The organism is Pseudoalteromonas sp. 19-MNA-CIBAN-0066, assembly GCF_040308705.1.
In the GTDB taxonomy this organism is placed as follows: domain Bacteria; phylum Pseudomonadota; class Gammaproteobacteria; order Enterobacterales; family Alteromonadaceae; genus Pseudoalteromonas; species Pseudoalteromonas nigrifaciens.
This window is the reverse complement of record NZ_JBEONZ010000147.1, coordinates 1-293: the sequence shown is the minus strand read 5'-3', so window position 1 is coordinate 293 and position 293 is coordinate 1. Positions and strand designations below refer to the sequence as shown.

Below are 293 nucleotides of genomic sequence, written 5' to 3'. Positions count from 1 at the left end.
CAGGAGAGCTTGATAGTTCCCTTATTTAGGAAACAGCGCCCTTAAAACGCAATAAACGTAACGCATTCAGCGTAACCAGCGCGGTTGCGCCGGTATCGGCCAACACTGCGAACCATAGGCCGGTGATACCCAGCACAGTGGTGATCAGGAACACCCCCTTCAGACCCAACGCGAAAATCACGTTCTGATGGATGTTGGCCATGGTTGCACGCGATAGTGCAACGAGGTGAGCCACATCGGTAACACTGTTTTTCAGCAGCGCTGCGTCGGCGGTTTCGATGGCCACATCGGTA

Annotated in this window: 1 pseudogene; it reads right to left on the bottom strand. The window is 53.9% G+C overall.

Annotation, left to right across the window (positions count from 1 at the left end):
- Positions 1-25: 25 nt before the first annotated feature.
- Positions 26-293 (bottom strand): annotated as a pseudogene (locus tag AAEZ18_RS18575) (heavy metal translocating P-type ATPase); the annotation flags it as partial.